This is a genomic window from Cyclobacterium sp. L-R (assembly GCF_056859355.1).
Genome location: NZ_JBSXOH010000089.1, coordinates 1 through 21,999 on the forward strand (window position 1 = coordinate 1; position 21,999 = coordinate 21,999).

Here is a 21,999-nt window from a genome sequence, read left to right on the forward strand (position 1 = left end):
AGGGAATAATGGTTATTTTCCCCTGCTGCTTCAAACTTTGCAGCTAACAGTCGATTGGCATTGTCATAATTGTAAGCGAAGCTCCTCGCTTTTCCGTCCTGTCCCTCCCATTCGATGCCTGCTATATTTCCATTGTAATATTTATTCTCGCTGCCGGTATGGTAATAGAGTTTTTGTTTGAATATCCCCATTTCATCGCTACCCTGGCTATTTAACCACCCTCTAATATTATAGTCATAGGTTTGACTGAAAGCTGATTGGCCCGATAATGATTTGGAAACAAGCTGCCCTAGGTCATTATAAGCATAAGCAGCAAGGGTAATAGCAGGATCGGAGCCAACTTGATGTGTTATCGAGGCAATTTGACCGGTGACATTGTAGGTAAAGGTTCGGAGAATATCGGGGATTTCAGCCCTACTGCTTGAAACCAATGTCTGAATTGGTTGACCCTCAAAATTATAGGTAGTGGAATTCAGCATGGTCCCCCCAAGCTGGTCTTGAGCAATTGTTTGTATCACTCGTCCTTCCTCATCGTAATAGATTGCGGTGGTATAAAATTCCCCGCTTTCCAAATTTTTCACTTTTTTTCCCGTCTGTAAGCCATGAATCCTTGTTGTTGGCTGAAGAGAGAAAGGAGCACCAGGGTTTTCATAGGGGAATTCGCTAAGAAATTCATAGGAATCGTAATAATTCACAGTAAGTATATCGTCTTCATTTGCAGGCCAAGCCCCCACCTTGCCTGAACTTCTTGTTCCTATCTGAGCAGTGAAATTTTGATTCCCTGTGGCTTTCATAGCAAATCCGGGTTTTAGGCTGATGGATTTTTCAGCTACATACTCCTGATAACCATCGTATTTACCGGAAGTAATTCTAGATCCTGTTTTTACCTTAGCTGTATTGGCTTTTACTGAGGCTTCATTTGAAGGCATCTCATTGAGATTGTTTTGAATTGTAGCCCGGTCATCATTTGAGCTGGTCATTCCGGTCATCACTACTCTTCCAAGTCCATCATATTTGGTGTAAAGCCACTGTTTTGGACTTTCATTCGACATATTGGCATCCTGAACTCCTACCATTCTGTTTTGATTGTCATACAGCATAGATTCCAATCCTTTTCCGGGTATGTATTTTTCTACCATCCTCCCTCTTCCATCGTAGGTGTATCGAAAATATTGTTCCTTCGCCAAGTTTGTATTGGTACTGATATCAGTACTCCAGTTTGCATCGGCAAGAATTTGGGTGGCCCTGGGAGGTATAACCACGCATAACCTTGAGAAAACATCGTAAACATAGTAGGTACAAAGCCAACCCAAATGGCCTTCATCTGTTGGTGCAGCGGTATTCTGCACTTTTTTTAACACTACCCTATCTAGTTTATCCGTGTAGGTGAGGGTACTTTTATCGTCTTCATCGACAGTGATCTCTACCCAAAGGTCATTGGCAAGAAAAGTTGAATTGCTTTCGGGAAGCCCACTCTGATTTACCGTAAATACCCGAACGGCCTCTTCTGTAGTATTGGGTCTTCTGGAAAATTTCTGCTCTTTACCGGATCCCATTTGCCAGGCATTTCCTTGGGCGGCTTGTCTATTGACCCTATTTAAAGGGGAAGCTTCAAATTCTTTTTCTATATAGGCTGAGGGGTTTGCTCCATATAGGGAGGAATAGTAAGCATATTGTTGAGTAAGCGCTGATTGTTGGTATTCTCCTGAATTAGCTCCATTGTTTTTGGAAAAGGGAAGATATTCTAATTTTTGACGGCCATAGCTATCATAAACCTTAGGGGTGATTAGATCATTTCCCGAAACCGTACCTTCTTTTCCCACTGTCTGCATGGTGCGACCAAGTCCATCATGATACGCGAATTGCTTTTGAGATTGGTTTGAGTTGGCCGAAACAATTGTCATTTCATTCAGCCCGGCTTTTTTCGCTGTATATCTCTTCACATAATTATGGTTGGCAACTATCGCCTTTACCGGTACTTTAGGTGTCATACAGCCGGAAGAGGTATGAACATATCCCAAGTAGTAAGTAGTCGTTGCGGAGATCGTAGCTGTGGTAAAACTTTGGGATGTCCCTAGTTGAGTGTTTTGGTCGGAAGCAAACCATCGGTATTCAAAACCTGCAGGTGCAGGAGACGCTGTAAGTTCTACTGAACCACTCTCAAAGCGTGCAACATTTTCAGCTGAAGCCTCTATTTCCTCACAAGGGTTTATGTGGGGTACTCGTATTTGTAGGTTGTCATTAAAATTCCCATCAAAGGTCATGAACTGATAGGTCAAGTTAAAAGAACCGGCTGAGTTAAAAGTCAGGCTTATGGAATTATAGGTCTCATAGTTGATCGTTGCATCAGGAACAGACCACAAACTTCCAATCCCATTGTTTGGATATACCATAGTGGAACCATTCCAGAAATTAACTTCAAATAGGGCTGTTTCACCTATACTCACAGTGGTCGGGCCTATTATCTGAACCTGAGTGACCTCTTGGCTAAATACATATTGCCCGCATACACAGATTAAAAGTGAAAAGACATAAGGCTTCATCTTCCATCCTTCTTAGTAAAATACAACTCATGGATTTGTCCACGACGCGCCTTCATTGGTATCAATAAAATCCCATCTTTTCCGTTAACGCGAAGGGAATAACTGGTCTTTATCCCATTGATCTCAATAGCTAACTGCGATGTACCTTCAATTTCCCATTTTCCATTGACAATATGCTGTCTTTTACCCAATACCCATTGGGCGGTAAAGATTCCGTCCTCTGAAAAAATAAATGACCTGGACTTAATGGCTTGTTTCATTGCTTCTGATTCAGCCTTATTGGTCTTTGAACCTTTTGCCGATATACCGTAATTTATTGCTGACAACTGATTTACAGAATCCGTTTGCCAATATCCGATTAGGTTTTGGGCATCAATTGCTTCTATCTTTTGTGCAGCTACAGGACTTACAGCGATATGAAAAACTACTAGAATAAATAAGATTAATTTTTCCATCGCTCATACACTTTAAGGGTTTAATCCACTTGTTTGATAGTTGTACTCATAAAGTTCCTTTAACTGACCTTGATCATCTCTGATTGCTTTCAAACGACCCTGGTAGTCGTATTCGTAATGCAATAGAATCTGTAAACCAAAAATGCCTGTAATATAATTAAGTGAAAAAGGAGTAAACTTTATTATCGAATTTGTATTTGGTGAAGAAGGAAAAATAAATAGTTGAAATTGAGAAAAGTAATAATTATTTACTGGTATACAATAAATAATAAAAAGCAGTAAAAAAACACTATGCAATTTATCTATTTTCATAATCCTCAAACTATAAAAAATTTGAATGAAGCATTCACCTAAAAATGAAAATAATAAATAAAAAGAATAAAAACAATTAATATAGAGTAAAGCGCAAGACAAAAACCACCCTAATAAATAGTTTATGAAATATTCTATAGACAATCCTGCTATATAATAATTTTCCTATTAAATAAATTATAGGTATTACTGTAAAGCATTTCATTAGTCAATATCCTTCCTGATCACTATAAGTTCTAAGTATAACCAACGCTTACCTAAAACCCATTGATAGGAAAGTTTTAAAATTTCATTAATACTAAAACATCTAGGGTTCAAGAACGCAAGAAATAAATTCCCGCCCTATGGTATCGCCAGCTCAGCCACCGAAACCAACTCAATAGGAATGGGCTTTAGCCCATTTATAGGGTCAAATCGAATTTTCTGGCTTTAGCCAAAATTTAGAGAACAATACGATCAATATGCTTTGTTTTCTCCAATGCTGACCTACATTCTTATAAGCCCATTGATTATTCAGATTCCTTTTGCCATAGCCCGCGATTACTTTCTCTGGCATCACGTTCGTAGGATACAAAGGCATCTGCGTATTTAACATTGGGCGGAATCGATAATACTCTTGCGTAACCCTTTTTTATTAACTCCTCATTGACAAAGGTTCCATCCGACAAATAAACGTAGGCAAGCGTTCTTCCATATCGGTCTAAACTGTCCACACCATATTCCAACAAAACCTCTTGATTGATTAATAAATCAGTAAGGTAAGCTTTGGCTTCTTGTCCATAAAATCCTATTTTCTTATAATTCCCATTTCTTGTTTAAGGAGCATCCACTCCTATCAATCGAATTTTCACTCCTTTTTTCGACCCATCCTCAGCCCAAAAGGTATCACCATCCACCACTCTGGATACAGGCATAAGACCCGAAAGCTCAGCTTCTTCCTTTCCGGAATTATAATAAGCAACGATTATCGAGACAAGAAGGACAAGAATATATTTATATGTTTTGTTCATTTTAGAAGTCTATCAAGGTTCAAAGATAATAGGGTAGAAGTAAAATTAAGGCTTACTAATACAAAGTCATCTGCGTATTTAACATTGGGTTGAATCGATAATACTTTTGCTACACTAGAATAGGGAGGCTTCAACCTAATTCCCTTAAGCAACCCAATCCCCATAGCAAAAGGCGGCCAGAGGCGGAGTACAATCCCAATCGATCAGGACTACAATAAACCAAAGCCTTAATCGAATCATTGAAGCTTAATTGGAGGACCTAGTTATTTTTTATTTCAGGTGGATTGACAATAGCTTCTTTCACTACAGTTGCAACGTTGTCAATTGTTATTTTCTTTCTTTTACAATATTCAGATTGTAACCAATCTTCAATTAGTTTTGCTCCTTTACTTGCATTACACGAAATACAACATAGAGCAATATTATCCTTTCCATTAACTCTTACATCGTTGACAATATGTTCCCATGACGGTTTTGATTTTCTTGAATCATAGCTCTCTAAAAACTCGACTCTACAATAAACGCAGTTTTTATCTCGATCTTTTACAAAGATTTCTACATCTACTGGAATTCCCCATTTATTCCCCATAGGTCAATTATTCTCCTTCAAAGAAATCGTAGTCAATTTCTTTCACTTCATAGGTTGTTTTTACTTGAACGCCAACATTGTATTGGTGCATTAAGTCGACCAGTTTAGGTCCATCAATCAATATAATCGAATGATGAGCCTCTCTCGCTTTTTTAATCGCTGAATCATCAAATGTAGATGTCGTAATAAATACTCCCTTTGATGTGTCTCCACTCATTGCTCCAATGAAGTTCCTTATATCTTTTTCACGTACTTTATTTTCATTGTACCTTTTTGCTTGAGTGTAAATTTTTTCAAGTCCAAGTTTGTCCTCGTTTATAATTCCATCAATTCCCCCATCTCCTGATTTTGATGTTTCAATAAAATCTCCGTACCCCATTCTTTTGAGTAATATCAAAATCACTTTTTCAAAGAAATAAGGGTCAATTTCTTTAAGTTTATCAAGAAGATCGGTTTTAACTTCTATTTCAATTGTTTCAAATCCAGTATCGATTAGGTCTTGTGGCGATGCATTGTCAACGTCTACAGTTTCTAATTCTGCTTTGTCATCTTTTTTGCTTTTAACTGATGAGCGATGCTGAATGAAATCAGGGTCATTTTGTAAGTCCGACAGAAGTAATTTACTACTTGCCAAAGCTTGTTTTCCTTTTTCTCCGATTTGCACCATTCCTCTATTGGGATAGAATACAAACTTGCCCATTTTCAGATAGGATTTTCCCCAAAGTATTCGGTCAATCAAAGTATTGGCTCCAGTACTTGTTTTCTTATCTAAAAGTTCTTTTGGTAAGCCCGAATAATATTTGTCACGAACTTTTATTGCTAATTCTCGACTGCTTATTGATTCAATCGTACTCAACGTATCCAAAATCGGCATAAAGGTTTCGTGATATTTAGGTAATTCCATTTATTAATTCGGTTTTTTTAATTGCCCTCAACAATTGGTATAGCTATATTTCCTAGTTGAGTTCCTTATATATCAACTATACACCCACCCCATTTAGCTTATTAAAATGTCAAATTAACTATTTAGGACAAAAATTCAAGCAACCTAAAGCCACTTTTATTTAAACGGCAGGAAAATATTTGGAAACAATCACTTTAACATGCGAATAAAACTTAAATTTCGCAACTTTAAAGCGCTAAACGCATACACTTTACATAAAAATCAAAAAATAATATGGTTGGACAGGTGGAAAAGTCAAACCTTTAAATAAACTTACCCAATCAAATCATCCTCCACAAAATCAGATGCTGATAAATCCCCCGCACTACTAAAACTTAAATTTTGGGACAGTTCGAAAAGGTGGGCTTCGGTTTCGAAAAAGTGCATCATATAGCCAGCGGTATTTACAAAGGCAACAAAATCACCTATAGCAGGGAGTTGGGGTAGGGAGATTTTACGCTTGAGCAGCACATCTCTTTCCAGGCAATAAGCACCTGTGAAAAACACATCTACAGGTGCATTTGACTCCGCCTTATCCGCATACATCACATAGGGATCCAAGAGAAAATCTTCACTGGAACTCATCATCTGACTCATGTTCATTTCCAATCCTACCAGCCATTGCCCTCTGCCATCCTGTTTCCTATGGGCTACCCTGGCAATGGTCATCCCCGTTTGGTTAAGCAGGGAGCGACCTGGTTCTATTCGAATTTCAAGTTGCATGGCATTCAGTCTTTGGGCATTGTTCTCTCCGGTTTCCGCATCTTTATAGTCCAGCACCTCCTTTAGAAAGGTCGTGCCATTGATGCGATTGTAATAGGGATAGGTTTTGAGTTGGCCTGTTAATTGATTGTTGATCATTTCATAGCCCAGGCCATGACCATTGAAAGTTAGGGGATTGTCATTGGCCTTCACTCCTTCTTGCAGGGCCTGATCAAAGGCTTTCCATTGCTCCTCGCTTTCCAGGTAGTTCATCAATATTCCTCCTCCCATGTCTATAAAAGCGATGGATAAACCAGCCTCACTGAGTCGCTTGGCCAAACCTATACAATCGGAAAGGGCTTTGCCACGCTGAAGGGTAGAATAACCATCCAGGTGAAAATGAAAACCCTGAAGAGACAGGTTTTTAAAACGCCCTTTTTCCCCGAAATTTTCCAGAATAAAGGACTCCACGGCAGTTATATCAAAGCCAAAACGACTGTAAAGCTTGGTTCCCTCTACCGTAAAACCGCTTATGCGAATGCCTACAATGGCTTTTTTATTCAGTTCCTCTGCTATGCTTTGGGCTTGCTCACATTCGTCCTCATTGTCCAGGACAATGGGTACCTGCGCATTGATAGCCAATGCATATTGCGCCTTTGTTTTGATGGCAGAAGTAAGCACCAGATTTTTTCCATTTCCACCCAAAGCGATGGATTGTTCCAGTTCTTTTTGACTGGCTGTATCCACACCTATGCCTGCTTCCAAAGCCTGTTTCACCAAAGATTTGGATTTGTTGGCCTTGCGTGCATAGTAAATTTGGTGCTTTAACCCACAGGCTTCAAAAAGCTTTTTGATGGAAGTGATATTATCGGAGAATGAGGGCAGATGGTGCAGGTTGATGGGCGAACCATGTTTTTCAATCAGCCTGCTGATGATTTTCTGGTCTTCAAAAATACGGTGCATCCATGGGGAAGTAATGGGTGTCAGCCCAGCCTTTGGATTACCTTTGGTATAGTTAGGATTCATTTTCAATACAATTGTTTACTACTGGTTTACTGGTTCTCTAAGTTCAATGGCAATGGCAACCTCTTCTGCCCATTGAGAAGCCAAATTATTTCGTTTTCTCGACAAGGTGTCATTGTCCAAGGTAAGCCCTTCTGTAGGCGTACCATATAGCGCAATCCCTTCCTGTACCTTTCCATCTATTGCTATCATTCTTCCCCTTGCATCCATATCCATGCAACCGGGTGTATAAGTGCCTCCACTGGCATTCAAGAATTTTCTTCCAATACCCTTTTCCAAGATTGAACGATACAGGGGGCTGGGTGTTTCGCTTTCATTGTTTCTGGGAATTCGAGCATTGATCAGGTAGTCTATGGCTTGCTCTTTTTGGTTCTCACCCTTCAGGAAGCCATAAACGCCTGAGGATTCATCGACTTCAAAAGTCGCCACTCGAACAAATCCAAAGTCCACTATTCCTTCTTCAGCAAGTGCCAGCATTTTCTTCATGTTCTTTACCGGAGGCCCATAGGCAATGCGGTTAAAAAGGCCGAAATAGTCTCGGTCAAACAACTTGTGTGAAGCCGCATCCAAGCCTCCAAAACTGTAGATTTCATTGAAACCCGCACTTATCATGCGCCAAGTGCCAAATGCCGCATTTAAAGGACTTTCCTCAGGGCCCTTTTCGGCTTCAAAAAGCAGTTTTTCTATATAATCAGAAACCTCCGCATGCGTCAAAGTGGATTGATTGGCAAAAGGATCCAAAAGAGTTTCCCAGTTAAACCTTTGCACTTCAGGGTGATATTTGTGAAAAACTTCAATTTGCTCACGAATGCCGTCATATTTTTCTAGGAAAAGCAATCTCCACCGGTTATTTCTGAAAAGCACCCTGTAATAGCTAAATATACACTCCTTTATAATCAAGGGAAGTAAAGTTTTTTCAAAAGAGACAGGCTTTGAGCGTTTGATCGAAGCAATACGGTCTTCCGTAAGAAAATAAAGCGGGCTCTTGTCTGCTGCCCCTCCAGTACGTGGCATCATGGGAAGGCCTGTTCTGGAATAAGGGTAAATTTTGTGGGGTTCCTTTCCTGAAGCCTTATAAGTCACTTTACCCGACTCATTCAATGCAAATCTCCCTCCTCTTCCTTCGGTAAGAGCTAGAATGGCATCAATACAAGTCAGACCAAATCCTTTTACGGCCACCTTTGCTCCTGCTTCGATATGTCCCAAAGCCAAATGAGTAGGGTAAACAAAGTCGATAAAACGGCTGGTTTGATTTCCCTCAAGAAATCCAGCCCCGCATCCCAAATGTCCTGTCGTCAGTAAAATCTTATTGAATGCAGGAAATTCATCTGCTCCTGCCAATTGAGTAAAAAGCCTGAATTTTTCACCCTGTTTTTCAATATCCTTTACCGTCGCAACATGTTTCACCAACTGTATATTCTCAGGCAAGTTCTTGCACAAGCGATCAAATCCCTCTATCAGATAGCTACCCACTGTAGCCCGAGAAGCAAAATCTACTTCCAATGCTTCATTCGGCTCCTCCGTTTTATTTTGCAGCCAGCTGACAAAGTCAGACCTGTCGGCAAGAATGGCCGTGGGCAATTCATCCGTCCAGCAGTTGATGTTTTTATTCGCATAGTTCATCAGCAGGTAGGGCGCCTGATCAGGGCGGTAAACATTCCCAGCTGCAAAGAATTCATTTTGATTGAACAGATGTATTGCGACAGGCTCTTGGATTTCACGGGCTTTTAGCTGTGCCAACAGGCGCTCAAAAGCATAGAAACCCTTTGGTCCCAATCCAACGATGGCAATATTAAATCTTGAAACATCCTGCATTTTCTCCTCCCGCGTCTTTACCATCCAATAGAAGTTTTTAGCATGGGCTCACTTTCAGGAAAATTGGACAATACCCAGTCCGGATTGTAAATGGTGTCGAGGTACCGCTCTCCCCTATCTGCCAATAAAAACACACAATTGCTGGAATTGGGGATGTATTTGATGTACCGATCGATGGCAGCAATTACTCCTCCTGTAGAACCTCCACAGAGTATTCCTTCTTTTTTTAGCAAGGACCAGCAGCCTTCAATACAATCTAGGTCGCTGACCTTCACATGGCCTTCAAACTTATCCGTATCGACAAACTGTGATTGTACACCTGCCCCATGCCCTGGTATAAGTCTTGGTGCCACCTTCCCTCCGAACAATACACTTCCTAAGGCATCCACTGCGATCACTTTTGTACCAAAATTATGCTCCTTGATATAATCGGCATAGCCCATCAATGTACCACAGGTGCTTGTGGACACAAAGAGGTAATCCACGGCTCCACCCAAGTCCCTCATAATTTCGTCTATGGTTTTATGATGTGCCAAAGGGTTGTTGGGATTCCCATATTGGTTAGTCCAGAAACTATTGGGTATGGCTTGCAGGAGCTCCTGCACCCTATTTAAGCGGGCAGCTAAAAAACCTCCTTTTTTAGCCGGCGTTTTCACGTATTCCAGTCGAGCTCCATAGGTTTTCAATAACTTTTCAGTGTGCGCGTTCAGGTTAGGGTCTACCACTACGATCAACTTTAATCCATAATGAATACATGCCTGTGCCAGGCCCAAGGCCATATTACCGGAACTCGATTCTATAATGGTGTCCCCTCTATTTATTCTTCCTTCTTCAAGTGCTTTTTTGACGATAAAAATCGAAGTCCTGTCCTTCAAACTTCCAGAAGGATTGGCGGCCTCCAATTTACCATAAAACGATGCATGGCTGTCTGGAAAAAGTTTGTCCAGACGTATCAAAGGAGTCTCCCCTATGGTTGCAACTATATTACTGGCAACATTCGAAACATTAGCTGTAGTAATCATAACCTTTATGTTCTAATCGATGAAATCCTAATTAATTGATAATTTATATTTACATAATGCATAAATTTTATGCCAGTTTAAAATTACATGTCTGCATTATTGTTATTATAAAATATCCCTCCCTACAATTTTTCACCCATAGTCAACCTAAAGCACCCCTAATTTGTTTGACCACTTGGAAGTAAATAATCTTTTTTCACCAGGTTGAAAAAACAATATTAAATGCTGATTAACAGCTATTTAAAACTATTTATTCTTTTTATATAAAATCTACATCTATGGTTTTATTCGAGTGAAAGGAGTCCTATCAGCTTATATAATCAACTTTTCTGTAACCTACTTAATCCATCCGGCCCGGTATATCCACAAGATCTCTATTACAGATAGCGTCCATAAAAAAATTTATTGCGTCAATAATTTAGGACTTAGCTAAGGAAGCTATGCCAGGTTGTTATATCATCGTTCAAGCAGAGTGTTCCAATGACCTGGAGAAAAGCAAAGGCTTTTATATTGATTTTTTAGACATGGAATTGGCCATGGAGATGGGCTGGGTGCTGACCTTTGTCTCTAAAGAAAACCCTACGGCTCAAATCTCAATCTTCCAAAACAAGGACAATTCCCCTCTGGATAATTCCGCTATATTCTTATCCATAGAAGTTTCGAACATTGAGGCTTATTATAAAAAAGCCATGCAACAAAAAATAGCCATTGAATACCCAATTACTAATGAAGACTGGGGCGTGAGGCGCTTTTTTATTAAAGACCCAAATGGGGTGACCATTAATTTATTAAGCCATCTGGAATGATCATTTATCGGTCATTCTAAGGTACAGAAGGCATTCTAAACCAACTTTTTGAACTATCTTTATTATTTCATATAGCTCAAATAAGAGAATTCCTGTTTCAAAACTCAACCATCACAATTTAAACCCTAAAATGAGAAAGCGTTTATTATTATTGCCCATAATCATTACCCTACTTGTACCCTTCACTGGGAAAGCCCAAATAGACACGGACAAAACTGGGGCCTGGTACATGTATTTTTTTAATACTACATTTAATGAAAGTCAATGGGGCTTTCAAGGAGATATTCAATACCGCAACTGGAATAAAGGAGGAGACCTTGAGCAATTGTTGCTGCGGGGAGGGCTGACTTACCAGCCCAAGGAAACAAACATCAAATTCACCTTGGGCTATGCCAATATTACCTCGGGAGTTTACGGCGATGATAAAAGCACTTCAATGGAGAGCAGGATCTATCAAGAAGCACTGTTCCCCTCTCAATTTGGCAAGCGATTTTATGCTACCCATAGGTTTCGCTATGAGCAGCGCTTTGTAGAAAACCAAGACTTCAGAACCCGTTTTCGGTACAATTTATTTTTAAATATCGCCTTGAATAAAGCGGCCATGGAAAAAAACACTGTCTACCTGGCCCTTTACAATGAAATTTTCATCAATGGCGAAAGAGGTATAGGAAATGGAAATACGGTTGAAATCTTTGACCGCAACAGATTTTATGTGGCCCTTGGCTACATGATCAGTAATGACTTGAAAGTTCAACTGGGAGGCATGAGACAATCGACTGACCAATGGAGCAAAAACCAATTACAGCTCAGCCTCCACCATAATTTTTAAAGGCCATATTCAAATCGGAATTTAAAAAAAACTTCTAATTGTCCTCAATCTATCCAATCAAGCATTAGATAATAGTAGTTCCCGGCCTAATCTTATATACATCCAAACTCCAATAGGGGTATCATTTTTGTAGCCAAGGGTGACAACCCTGGGAAATTAGATAGGTTTTACGTTCCGATTTTGGCGGTATTGTTGCCCTTTTTCCACAACAATGCTGACAAAATCATCTTTCAACCCATCTAAGGGCGTCCATCCAAGTTTCGTTAATTGTGAAGTTATAGGCTAACCATAAATCTTTCATTGGATAAAATAATTATAGCCTGTAAGTCGTCATATTTAAACGAATAAAGAAGCCTATAGGGCTTCAACAATAATAACCGTGAGGTGTCAACCCACGGCAAACGGAATATATCGTCAATTGATTTTGGCGGCATTGTTGCCATTTTTTTTACAACAATGCTGACAAAATCATCTTTCATTCCAATCTTGCTTTACCTGCATTTTATAGAATCCTTTACGTTCCCAAAACCCCAATAGGCATGGCATTTTTGTAGCCAAGGGTGACCACCTTTGGAAATTAGATAGGTTTTACATCCCGATTTTGGCGGTATTGTTGCCCTTTTTTCTGCCACAATGCTGACAAAATCACTTTCCCACATCTCAAACAAAAAAAGCCGGATAAATCCGGCTCTTTTTCAATCATTGTACAACCCTTATTTTATTCATTTAACACATCAATATGTGTATCAAATTCCACTTCATTTCCATCCTCATCTTCAATGATAAACATCACATGGTACTCACCTGCGGTGACATTGGCAGGAACATCTATGTGTTCATGAAATTCGACCTCAGACAACTCGTGGTATCCTTCTTCAAAAACTTCCTCCATTTCCCAAACCACCTCTCCTGCACCAGCAGTAAGACCATGGGCATGAATGTCAACAGTAATGGTATGAATCCCATTGGCTGCACCAATTAAAAACTCCACATGGAAATCTTCTCCCCTTACCACTTCGGCATCCATTTCGAATCCACTAACATGAATCAATTCTCTTATTTCTAAATGCCCCTCCATTTCAGTAACGTTACCTGCAGCATCTGTAACTTCCAATTCTACATGGTATTCTCCTGCAGGAGCTGTCGCAGGGATATCTATATGCTCATGAAACTCAGGGTTCTTTACCAAATATTTAGCATCCGTGTAGACTTCTTCAAAGTCCCACTCGACTTCTCCTTCGCCCACTTCCAGATCATGTGCATGAATACTCACTTTAATAGACTCAACATTGGCGTATGCAAGAATGGTAGCCTCCATATGCAAATCCATTCCACGGTAGGCCACCGGTTCTGTAGTAGAATGTGAGCTTCCCTCACCCATTTCAAAGGTAGAAACCACCGGGGGATCAAAGGTAATGTCTTCCTCTTCCTGACAGGCAAACAATGCCAAAGCCAAAAGCGGAATCATAAATGCTTGTCTAAGTCTTCTCATTTTCAATAATTTTTACTGGTTAAATAATGCAATATAATTGCACAAACATAATGCAATAGGATTGCATATACAAGATTTTAAGCCGCTTTGAAGCGGAATATTTCTTTTAATTGAAAAATTCCATTTGCAACATTGTTTCACTCATGATATGGCATATATTTGCAATGCTGTTGCAGAGTAGTTTATCGAATTTACCCTTCAACAAAACACCATATGCCGGCGCTATAAACACCTACTCGCTTCACTGAAATACATTTAAATCAATTTTATTCAAACCATGAAAAAAGAATTCAAGCATTTCCTATTAGCCATTATAGCTGTTTTAACATTAGGTTCATGCCAAGAAGATACTGAACCCAATCTGCCATCACCCAGCATAGATAATGTTGAAATCGGGTTAAACAATGATGAAATTGGGGTGATTGGTGAGGATTTTCACCTGAACGCAGACCTTCTTGCCGGCGAATTAATTGAACAAGTACAAATACAAATCAACCCAATAGACGAAGAAAGCTATGAAGCTTACTGGGACTTTGAACTAACATGGGATGAATACAAGGGAACCAAAAACTCCAACGTACACAAACACTTTGACATACCTGAAGACGCTGTGGAAGGCATTTATTATTTCCTTATCATCGTCACTGATCAAAATGGTACACGCACTGAAGAAAAGCGAAGTGTTACCATTTATTCGCCAGAGAACCTGCCTTTTAACCCTTAATACCAACCCTACTTTAGCTATCCAGGGGATTTTTAGCATAGCATATTTTTGCCCCCTGGCATTTTTCCCGACTACACTATTTTTAAATCACTAAGTGAAGCCAGGTTTCTAATCCTTAGATGGCTCAATAACAAGATCTTTGTCTTTTTCTTGAAATTTTATACAAATAGAAATAATTGAACCCGGATTATGTAATAGGATTTCTCCGTCCTGACCAATAGTCAGGGGTGAAGCCTGTCCCGTGTTTACGGGAAGTGTTGCAATCGCAAGAAAATCAGTCTGTTTGGATATTTTAGCATAGCACCGCTATGGTGAAATTGAAAACAGCAACGAAGTGGCTGATTTTGAAGCGATTTCAGCACGTAATAGATTGTCTATTGCATATTTCGGGTTTAACTTTTGAGATAAAGTTAATTTAATCTTTAATAGCTTATTATAGTTGAGATGGAGTACGACCTCCAACTTAATAAAGGCCGTACCGCCTCATTTCCAACCCTCTTATACAGCAAGTTCTGTTAAGGTTGAAGTATTAAGTGCTCTTTGGGCGCCACTAGCTTTATTGCTAGAAGCAGACTCCCATATTAAAGTTTTTTTGTACTTAAATACTTCATTTTTCTGCTCGGGATCCATCACCATCAGGTAAATCCATTCGTTGTCAAGAAGTGATTTCAGGTGACTGTTTCTCTCCAAAATACCCACTATTCGATTGATGGGAGCATGAATCATCACGGTCAACCGCAAAGGCTGGTGATACATGCCCTGATCAGAACTGTACAAAGATTGAAGCGGGAGTCCCATTTTGAGGTCACCTCCATTACCTTGCATCACGGCAAATTTACCAGTGATATTGTGGGTGATTTTAGAACCTCCACCGTAAGTGTTGTTGTCCACAGTAGAAAAATAGTAATGGTTATTGATCCACTGAGTCACAACCATTGGCCCTTGCATGATGCCTTCCAAGGCTTTGCCAGTTGCATCCAATTCCCAATCGTAAGAATGAAGGAAACAGCGACTGTCAAGGTTGGTGTTTTTGGTCAAGTCTCGTGGTCCCACTATAAATCCTGCATTTTTCGCTAGCCCCCATTCCGGTCGTGTTTCTCCCCAATTGTTTGCTTTTTCTTGCGCCTTCGAAAGACTATTGCCATTGGTACCAAGTCTGTTTTGTGTGGCGCTTTGCTGTGCGCGCCAAAGGTTAACTTTCAAATCCTCTATAAGCAATTTATGTGTCTCCGGAGCTTCTGAATCAAACAGTACAATTTCATCTGTGGTAGTATTGTGCTCGGCTCCTAAAAACAGGGTATTCTCCGGAATAAAAACACCATGAATTTCTGCCAATGCCTTTCTTACCTGAAGTAAGTTGGCAAGTTTCGCCAGCATTCTTGCATTGTGTCGACCAGGACTTGCCGCACATGCCCCGCAGTCCAAACTTGAGCCGAAAGGATTGTTTGCAGAGTGACTTCCATGCCCTACAAATAGGACCAAGGGTGCAAATTCTTTCCAACCCATCAAATCAAAAGCCGATTTAACTATGGAAACCTTTTCTTCCAAAGTTACACCCGGTAGATCCCTGTTCTCTTGACTAATGTTTATGATATCTGGTTGGCATGTGGCCTCCATGGGAGAAACATTCTGTTGATTTTTTCTATAGATCGCACCAGGAATTAATGTTCTCGCCAAAAGGGACAGCCCATAATAGACGCCTGAACCCTCCACATAGCCAAAGGCTGAAGGCAGCATATTTTTCATTCGCTTAAGAAAATAATTGCCAAATTTCAAGTGCTCATTTTTCTTTTCGTAAGAGAGAAACAGCCTTTTTTTATCCACCTGTGCCGACTCCGAAACAGTGTAGGCTGAAGAGACAATTGGCGGGCAGGCTTTTCGCGTGATGCCATCTTTCGGACTTTGGTAATCCATGGCTATTCCAAAAAAGCCAGCATATCCAAAAGTTTCATAATTCCCATTGGACTCTACATGTCTTCGTATTAATTCAGACCGGGTATCAATACAAAACACCATCTGAGCATCTGGGACAATCGGTTTATCAATGGTCTGGGGAATATTGACACCATTCTCCATACTTAAGACCAATTCATTTTGCCAACTTTTCTCCCAAGCTTGAAGCCAAATGAATTGGAGCCGTAGTAAAAAATCATCTGTATTCGCTTCCGTTTCTTCTGGAAGTAGGGTTACATTCAATTTTTGAGCCATCCATAATCGAACCGCTAAATAATCCATCAAATCTATCGGAAAGTTTTGCTGCCAATCAGAATTGGATTCAGTACGGTGCTTGATGTATCCGACCCAGCCGGGCAGTGCTGCCAAATGCTGACTAAATATTTCGACGTATTGACTTTCAGGATAACCATTTAATAATTCACCCAATGCGGCTGCGCTAGTTTTTGGAATGTCTTTCAACGAAGTAGTCCCTAGCTCTGTATCGTAGATAACCAATAGTCTCCATGCGGTATAAAAACCTTCACTTTTATAAGGCATTTCCCATTCGGAAAGCCCTTCATCCATAAAGGCAGACAACCATTTTACCGTTAAACGATCCAAATTGTGGTTTCCATTTACCTCCTCCAAAACCTGATGCCCCTCTAATAATTTAAGGTAGTCATCCGCAGGTTTGGTAAAACCATTTTCTTTTAAAAGATGATCCAAAACCTTCAAATCAATTTCTCCCTTTTCCCAAGCCTGGCGATAAAGTTTTGACGCTGGAAAAACATTGGCTTTGAATTGTTTTTGGGCTGCACTTACAGCTTCCAAAAAAGGCCCTTTTTCATACCCTGCCAAAGGATTGGAAGCAACGAAGGAATACAAGGGCCAGGTTTTGCCTATTACTTCAGCGGCTTTATCAATACTGCTTAATAGATACTGGTTCATATTGATTTTGATTTATACATTAGAACTGATTTTTTATTTGGCTGGGACAGGTTCATTAATTTCACATAAAGCCAAGGAATTTTTTTATATACCCCAAGTTTCATAATGAAAAACCCAATTAGAAAAATCACACCAAATATGACTTGTACCGAAGTCAAAGGCAAAGGCCGAGCAACCATAGGCATGTCGGCCATAAGTACTGTAATCCCATTGTACATCAAAGCATAAATGCCTATTCCTGCGATAAAAAGTAGGGGTGGTACCACTATTTTCTGCAGTAATGAAAGGCTTTGCTCCTTCACTATATTGTAGGTCGCCTGTCCTACTGTAATGGCTACAATGAGAGTTAGCAACAAGCCGCTATTTAGCAAGAGTCCTTTCCCTGTCCAACTTGCAAATAGAAACGCTCCCATCCCTCCAAACAATAAAACTATTACGGCTTGAAGTGGTCGGATTCTCAATGGCTTTAGCTCCTCAGGTTTTGACTGTGCTATTTCTTCACCAGACGACAAGAATAAGTAGGCCTTATAAAACCCATGCAGAATTAAATGAACCACTGCTGCATTAAAGAATCCTAAACCGCATTGCATAATCATGAAACCCATTTGAGCTATGGTAGAGCAACCTAATTTTTGCTTGACATTCACTTGAAGCAACTTTGTAAACTGCGCAATGATAGCCGTGAATCCTCCGATAATAAACAGTATATACAAAGTATTGGAGGCAAAGAGCAGGCTGGCAAAAAGCGCCAACAAAATACCAGCTCCATTGACAAAGCCTGCATGCATAAGCGCAGAAGCAGGAGTTGGTGCAGTCATAGCGGAAAGTAACCAGCGATGAAAAGGATACATGGCTGATTGTACAATGGCTGCCCCGATGACACAAAGCGCCGATAGCTGCAATAAATAATATGGCATGCCGGCAACAACTTCAGCTATGCCACTGATTGTATATTGGCCACTATACAATGCTAGTGGGATTAAGCCTACCGCCAGGAAGCTGCTCCCTGCTAAAAAGTATTTCTGCGTAAATTTAGCTGCCTCCCGAGCTTCCCCCCAGCTTTTGTCTATTCCAATCAACTGAGACATTAAGCCCCCCATTATCAACCAGCTAAAGATCAAAAGCAAGATATGTTGGGCCATGACCAATAACATCACGGACAATGAAAAATTTAAACAGAGCCACATAAATCTGGAGTGAAATTTAAATCCTGTCAGATATGTGCCCGCATAGCTGCTGACGATGGCACCAAAAAAGCTGACAGTAGTCCAGATCAAAATGGTAAAGCCATTGATCCTGAAAACACTCCCCCATGTCCAATCAGGCATTTTATTGAAATTAAAAAGGAGGAATAGGGCGTTTCCTATAAACAAGAGCCATAACAATAAAGTCACAATTCGAACAGCGAATGGCTTTTTTTGGCCGGTATCTGTACCCATAACTTTTAGAGCACTGCTTAAATCTAAATTCTTTTTAGGTGTCATTTCTAAGTTTTTTTCGGTTTTATTTGTATTTCCACTATTGGGTAGAATTACATCAAATGTTTTCAAGCTGATTTTTGGTCTTTTTTTGACCTGCTTTCGACACTACCTTCAAGTGTTTTGTGCACATAGGCCATTCCTAAAATGAAAAAGCTTGATAAAACAGCATCTAAAAACAAATGGTGACTGTAATAAGACATTACATCAATTGATACCAGAATAAGTAGTCCTAAAATTGAAAGTGTTGGATTTTCCATGAGGTGAATTTTTAGCTCTTGATTGAATTTTTTAAGCAACAGAAATTTTTAGAACCCCATTAATGCTTATTTTTTGACCAAGGCCTCTCGTAATGTTTATAAATTCCTGGGCCTTCTTTTTTTCCAATTCTAATTCTTGAATTCTACCATCCAATTGATCTGTCTTGGACCCATGATTGCCTTCCCAAATTTGAAGTCTCTGGATTTTGTGAAAGTTGATCTTTTCGTCAATCAAACCCATGAGTACATGTGTGGCTTCCGATGGCGTAAACTCACCTTTTACCAATTGGATTGTTTGTGTAGTTTTTCCTAATTGTGCTGTTTCTTTGGTTTCCATTTTACCTGATTTTTAATGACTTCAATAATTTTGTTTTCTTTTGACAGCACAAATATTGGCTATTACATTCATTAATTTTTATTTATATTTGTTATGTTATACATAAATATTATTAATGAATTATACTTTACATCAACTCCATATATTCCTTAAAATAGCTGAATTACAGAGTATTACTAAAGCTTCTGAGGCATTGCATTTGACTCAACCGGCCGTTTCTATACAGCTAAAAAATTTTCAAGATCAATTTCCAATCCCGCTCACAGAGGTAGTAGGAAGACAGTTATATGTCACTGATTTTGGAAAGGAGATCGCAAATGCTGCAGAAAAAATTCTCAATGAGGTTTATGCCATCAATTACAAAACACTGGCCTACAACGGGCAACTTTCCGGTCGGCTAAAAATCTCTATTGTTTCCACTGGAAAATATGTCATGCCCTATTTTTTATCAGGTTTTATAAAGCAAAATGAGGGGGTCGATTTGACAATGGACGTAACGAATAAATCGAGTGTGGTGGGAAGTTTAGAATTGAACGAGGTCGATTTTGCCTTGGTTTCTGTACTTCCCAAAAAATTAAAGGTCAATAAAATTGCGCTGATGGAGAACAAACTCTTCTATGTCGCAAGTAATAAATTAGAAGTAAAGAAAAACCTGACCAAGAAAAAACTTTTTGAACAAATGCCTCTCATCTTTAGAGAACAAGGCTCCGCAACACGAAATGCCATGGAATCTTTCATAACAAAAAACAACTATTCAGCCCGTAAAAAAATGGAGTTGACTTCCAATGAAGCAGTCAAACAAGCGGTCATTTCAGGATTAGGGTGTTCAATCATGCCGCTTATAGGCATAGGGAATGAATTAAGCAATAAGGACTTACAAATTATCCCTGTCAAGGGTCTACCATTAAGCACAGAGTGGAATTTAATTTGGCTAAAATCTAAGAAATTATCACCTATAGCTTTGGCTTATATTGAATTTTTGAACAAAGAAAAAGAGGTTATAATAAATGAAAAATTTTCTTGGGTAAACGGTTTTTAAGCTATTACCATAGACTTTTCTGTACAATATTGACAGATTAATTTTCTTGTTTCTGTAGATTAATTATATAAGATTTATTACCACTATTCTGTTTTAAAGGTACGCACATTGGACCAATCACTCCAATTCAGGTTTTGATCCCGATAGCGAACCCTCCAATAATAAGTAGTATTTGGATTTAGTCGCTCCGTTTTTTCATCGGTTAAGTCATCGTCCTTTTGTCGATTTTCTTTATAATACCAGTTTTCAAATTGTTGCCAGCTCTCATAAGCTAGATTTTCAAAATCCTCTGATTTTGACACCTGCCAATGGGAGGCGGCATGAAAGGTGCCTGTAAATTCGCTTTTAAATTCTCCAGCTTTCAAAACAGCCCCCTTTATAGAAACGCCCTCTCCAGAAGGAGAAAGAGCTTCGGGAGCAGATGGTTTGCGCTCTTTTCTCCATACGGTAATGCTATCCCTCAATTCATTTTCCCTATGCGCTATCGTATTACCTCTGCTGATACGCTTAATGGTAAACTTAGGGTCTTTTCTGTTTCCATCTACTGATACCATTACAAAGCCGTATTCATCTTGGGTAACCGTAAATTCATCGTAGTCCCTTCCTTCAAATTCGCCCCAGTTATCTATCGCTCCGCCAGCTGAAGCAACATTGATCCAAAGGTGCTTGTGATCCCTAGACTGTCCTCTTGAATAGCCGTGCGTATGCCCAAAAAAGTGGATACTAGGTTTCCCGGTCTTGGTTGAAAACTGTTCCAATTCTGTCACAATTTTCCCTGTAAAATCCTCTTCGCCGGGAATCCAAAGTTCGGACTTAAAAGGATGATGCAATTGAGCAAAAACAAAATCGATATTGTCGTCTTTCTCTGTGTCTGCAAGTAGTTCTTTTAGCCAATCAAGTTGTTCCCTTAAATCCCTGTAACCATCATTTGAATCTAAACCAATTACACGTGTGTTGCCATAATCTTTGTACCACCAGTGTTCTGCATAGGCCGGAGTACCATTCTCTGGCAGACTGAAATACTTAAAGTAATACACTGAATTCCGCTCATGATTACCCGGTACAGGATATACGGGCACTTCAGAAAATAATTTCTCTGCCGGATTAAAAAAGTGATCTTTCCACTGATAAAATTCAGATCCTGTCTGCACCAAATCACCCGGAATAAGCACCATGGCCAAATTGTCCGGCAAAGATCCACCAAACTCTTTTTCAAGGTAACCGATAACTCCTTCGTTCACCACTTCGCTAAATTTATCAGGTTGATTGTGATCATATTGCATATCACTCATGGCCACCATCTTAAAATCTTCACCGTCATTAGAAAAAGGAGGTGTTTTAAATTGAAAGATATCAGAGACCACATCTCCTGTTCGAGCACGGTAATAATATTCAGTAAAGCGATCTAGACCGGTGATTTTAACAGTATGAACCTGGACCTTATCAAAATTGATTGCCTCAGCTGTTCCTCTAGCAGTATTGCTTAAATTGGGACTTGTCCCCCATTCCACAATACTTTCCTCTCCCTCTGAAGTTTGCCACATTACTATGGCAGAATTTGGTTCTACATCTTGTAGATAGGGCTTAATCTCAATTACCTGAGCCATAGACTGAGTGCAAACACAAGCAAACAGTAAGGCTAAAAAAACTTTGAATTGCATTTTCATTTTATTTATAGAGGTACTTGCTTTATCAGTGAATTTATATTTAATCTTCTACTATTCAATCCAATACATA

At 39.6% G+C, this 21,999-nt stretch carries 19 protein-coding genes; 4 read left to right on the forward strand and 15 right to left on the reverse strand.

Features of this window, described 5'->3' with window-relative positions; all coding sequences use genetic code 11:
- From AC13EX_RS17735 to sbnA, 9 genes are all read right to left on the reverse strand, one after another.
- Positions 1 to 2,543 (reverse strand): DUF6443 domain-containing protein (locus AC13EX_RS17735; RefSeq protein ID WP_482893732.1); only part of this gene is annotated, 2,543 nt, incomplete at its 3' end.
- Positions 2,540 to 2,998 (reverse strand): hypothetical protein, encoded by a 459-nt coding sequence (locus tag AC13EX_RS17740; RefSeq protein ID WP_482893733.1) that lies wholly within the window; start codon positions 2,996 to 2,998, stop codon positions 2,540 to 2,542. The genes AC13EX_RS17740 and AC13EX_RS17735, both read right to left, overlap by 4 nt.
- Before the next feature lie 821 nt (positions 2,999 to 3,819).
- On the reverse strand, positions 3,820 to 4,101 hold the full coding sequence (locus AC13EX_RS17745) for a thermonuclease family protein (protein WP_482893819.1): 282 nt from the start codon (positions 4,099 to 4,101) through the stop codon (positions 3,820 to 3,822).
- A 24-nt stretch (positions 4,102 to 4,125) separates the two neighbouring features.
- Positions 4,126 to 4,320 carry a thermonuclease family protein gene (locus tag AC13EX_RS17750; protein ID WP_482893734.1) on the reverse strand — a complete coding sequence of 65 codons (195 nt, stop codon included), beginning with the start codon at positions 4,318 to 4,320 and terminating at the stop codon, positions 4,126 to 4,128.
- 259 nt (positions 4,321 to 4,579) lie between these two features.
- Positions 4,580 to 4,909, reverse strand: a complete 330-nt coding sequence (locus AC13EX_RS17755; RefSeq protein ID WP_482893735.1) for a hypothetical protein — start codon at positions 4,907 to 4,909, stop codon at positions 4,580 to 4,582.
- A 7-nt stretch (positions 4,910 to 4,916) separates the two neighbouring features.
- On the reverse strand, positions 4,917 to 5,813 hold the full coding sequence (locus AC13EX_RS17760; protein ID WP_482893736.1) for a restriction endonuclease: 897 nt from the start codon (positions 5,811 to 5,813) through the stop codon (positions 4,917 to 4,919).
- Between the two features lie 312 nt (positions 5,814 to 6,125).
- Positions 6,126 to 7,580 (reverse strand): type III PLP-dependent enzyme domain-containing protein, encoded by a 1,455-nt coding sequence (locus tag AC13EX_RS17765; protein ID WP_482893737.1) that lies wholly within the window; start codon positions 7,578 to 7,580, stop codon positions 6,126 to 6,128.
- An 18-nt stretch (positions 7,581 to 7,598) separates the two neighbouring features.
- Complete coding sequence (locus AC13EX_RS17770; protein ID WP_482893738.1) at positions 7,599 to 9,416, reverse strand: FAD/NAD(P)-binding protein; 1,818 nt, start codon at positions 9,414 to 9,416, stop codon at positions 7,599 to 7,601.
- Complete coding sequence (gene sbnA / locus AC13EX_RS17775) at positions 9,410 to 10,414, reverse strand: 2,3-diaminopropionate biosynthesis protein SbnA (protein ID WP_482893739.1); 1,005 nt, start codon at positions 10,412 to 10,414, stop codon at positions 9,410 to 9,412. Before sbnA ends, AC13EX_RS17770 begins: the two co-directional genes overlap by 7 nt.
- A gap of 440 nt (positions 10,415 to 10,854) precedes the next feature.
- Between sbnA and AC13EX_RS17780 the strand changes: the two genes are divergently transcribed.
- The gene (locus tag AC13EX_RS17780; RefSeq protein WP_482893740.1) at positions 10,855 to 11,220 is read left to right on the forward strand and encodes a VOC family protein; all 366 of its coding nucleotides are present in this window, start codon (positions 10,855 to 10,857) and stop codon (positions 11,218 to 11,220) included.
- Positions 11,221 to 11,350: 130 nt separating this feature from the next.
- Complete coding sequence (locus tag AC13EX_RS17785) at positions 11,351 to 12,049, forward strand: DUF2490 domain-containing protein (RefSeq protein WP_482893741.1); 699 nt, start codon at positions 11,351 to 11,353, stop codon at positions 12,047 to 12,049.
- A gap of 718 nt (positions 12,050 to 12,767) precedes the next feature.
- Here AC13EX_RS17785 and AC13EX_RS17790 read toward each other — a convergent pair.
- Positions 12,768 to 13,541 carry a DUF4625 domain-containing protein gene (locus tag AC13EX_RS17790; protein WP_482893742.1) on the reverse strand — a complete coding sequence of 258 codons (774 nt, stop codon included), beginning with the start codon at positions 13,539 to 13,541 and terminating at the stop codon, positions 12,768 to 12,770.
- 277 nt (positions 13,542 to 13,818) lie between these two features.
- Here AC13EX_RS17790 and AC13EX_RS17795 point away from each other — a divergent pair, with 277 nt between their 5' ends.
- Entirely contained in the window at positions 13,819 to 14,265 is a 447-nt protein-coding gene (locus AC13EX_RS17795) for a DUF4625 domain-containing protein (protein WP_482893743.1), read from the forward strand.
- A gap of 498 nt (positions 14,266 to 14,763) precedes the next feature.
- Here AC13EX_RS17795 and AC13EX_RS17800 read toward each other — a convergent pair whose 3' ends face one another.
- The 4 genes from AC13EX_RS17800 to AC13EX_RS17815 are packed head-to-tail and all read right to left on the reverse strand — an operon-like array spanning position 14,764 to position 19,223.
- Positions 14,764 to 17,148, reverse strand: a complete 2,385-nt coding sequence (locus AC13EX_RS17800) for a DUF2309 domain-containing protein (RefSeq protein WP_482893744.1) — start codon at positions 17,146 to 17,148, stop codon at positions 14,764 to 14,766.
- Positions 17,145 to 18,698 (reverse strand): proton-conducting transporter transmembrane domain-containing protein, encoded by a 1,554-nt coding sequence (locus AC13EX_RS17805; protein WP_482893745.1) that lies wholly within the window; start codon positions 18,696 to 18,698, stop codon positions 17,145 to 17,147. The genes AC13EX_RS17800 and AC13EX_RS17805 overlap by 4 nt, the downstream gene beginning before the upstream one ends.
- The gene (locus tag AC13EX_RS17810; RefSeq protein ID WP_482893746.1) at positions 18,695 to 18,886 is read right to left on the reverse strand and encodes a hypothetical protein; all 192 of its coding nucleotides are present in this window, start codon (positions 18,884 to 18,886) and stop codon (positions 18,695 to 18,697) included. The genes AC13EX_RS17805 and AC13EX_RS17810 overlap by 4 nt, the downstream gene beginning before the upstream one ends.
- Positions 18,887 to 18,917: 31 nt before the next feature.
- Complete coding sequence (locus AC13EX_RS17815) at positions 18,918 to 19,223, reverse strand: hypothetical protein (RefSeq protein WP_339710695.1); 306 nt, start codon at positions 19,221 to 19,223, stop codon at positions 18,918 to 18,920.
- Between the two features lie 115 nt (positions 19,224 to 19,338).
- Between AC13EX_RS17815 and AC13EX_RS17820 the strand changes: the two genes are divergently transcribed.
- Positions 19,339 to 20,262, forward strand: a complete 924-nt coding sequence (locus AC13EX_RS17820; RefSeq protein WP_482893747.1) for a LysR family transcriptional regulator — start codon at positions 19,339 to 19,341, stop codon at positions 20,260 to 20,262.
- An 83-nt stretch (positions 20,263 to 20,345) separates the two neighbouring features.
- On the opposite strand, the gene AC13EX_RS17825 is transcribed toward AC13EX_RS17820, so the two are convergent.
- Positions 20,346 to 21,923: a fibronectin type III domain-containing protein gene (locus AC13EX_RS17825; RefSeq protein ID WP_482893748.1), complete on the reverse strand. Its 1,578-nt coding sequence runs from the start codon at positions 21,921 to 21,923 to the stop codon at positions 20,346 to 20,348.
- Between the last annotated feature and the right edge of the window lie 76 nt (positions 21,924 to 21,999).